Raw genomic sequence first — 617 nt, 5'->3', positions numbered from 1 at the left:
CTAGGAGGCTGGTGTTAAGTGGGGCATCCCAGCCGACCGTTTTCGGGCGAGCTGGCTGAGCTGGACCGTGCCTGAGCATCGCGCGGCCGTGGTCACGGCAGAAATATGCCGGTCTTGTGCGGGCCTGTGAAGTTATCCACAGGCCCGTCAGCGGCGGTCACAGCCTCGCCCAGGCCCCTCCTCAGGAGGGTTTTCCTGGTCACGGTGCTGCCGTGGCCCACGCTCCACTGGGAGTCGAGACGATGCCGAGTATGGCCAGGCGCGCGAGGTTGACCGCGGCGGCCAGCAGCGAGAAGCCGGCATCAATCTTGGTGACGCCTCGGACCCGGGCGCGGCGGCCTCCGTGCCGGCGCCGCATCAGGTGAGAGATCTTGCGTTCGACCTTGGGCCGGGTGGCCCGGTAGCGGGCCGGCCAGCCTGGATCGGTGCTGTTTGCCCGTCCCCGGGCCAGGTGCTCCTCATGCGGCCCGATCTTGATCTCGCGGCCGTTCCTGGCGGTGGTGCACTGCTCACGCAGCGGGCAGGAGGCGCAGGCAGCGCCGAACGCGGCGACTCCGCCGCCGTCACCATGCCGGCGGATCTCGGTCGTGACCTGGTTCGGGCAGCTCACCTGCCCG

1 protein-coding gene is annotated in these 617 nt (G+C 69.7%); it reads right to left on the bottom strand.

The window, feature by feature from the left end:
* Positions 1-199 precede the first annotated feature (199 nt).
* The coding region (locus MYF83_RS42270) for a transposase (protein WP_248966455.1) at positions 200-617 on the bottom strand (418 nt) is incomplete at its 5' end.

Origin of the sequence: Sphaerisporangium perillae (assembly GCF_023276435.1) — a bacterium.
Classification (GTDB): Bacteria; Actinomycetota; Actinomycetes; order Streptosporangiales; family Streptosporangiaceae; genus Sphaerisporangium; species Sphaerisporangium perillae.
Note: the sequence above shows the minus strand (reverse complement) of the source record. Positions and strands in the feature narration are given on the sequence as shown.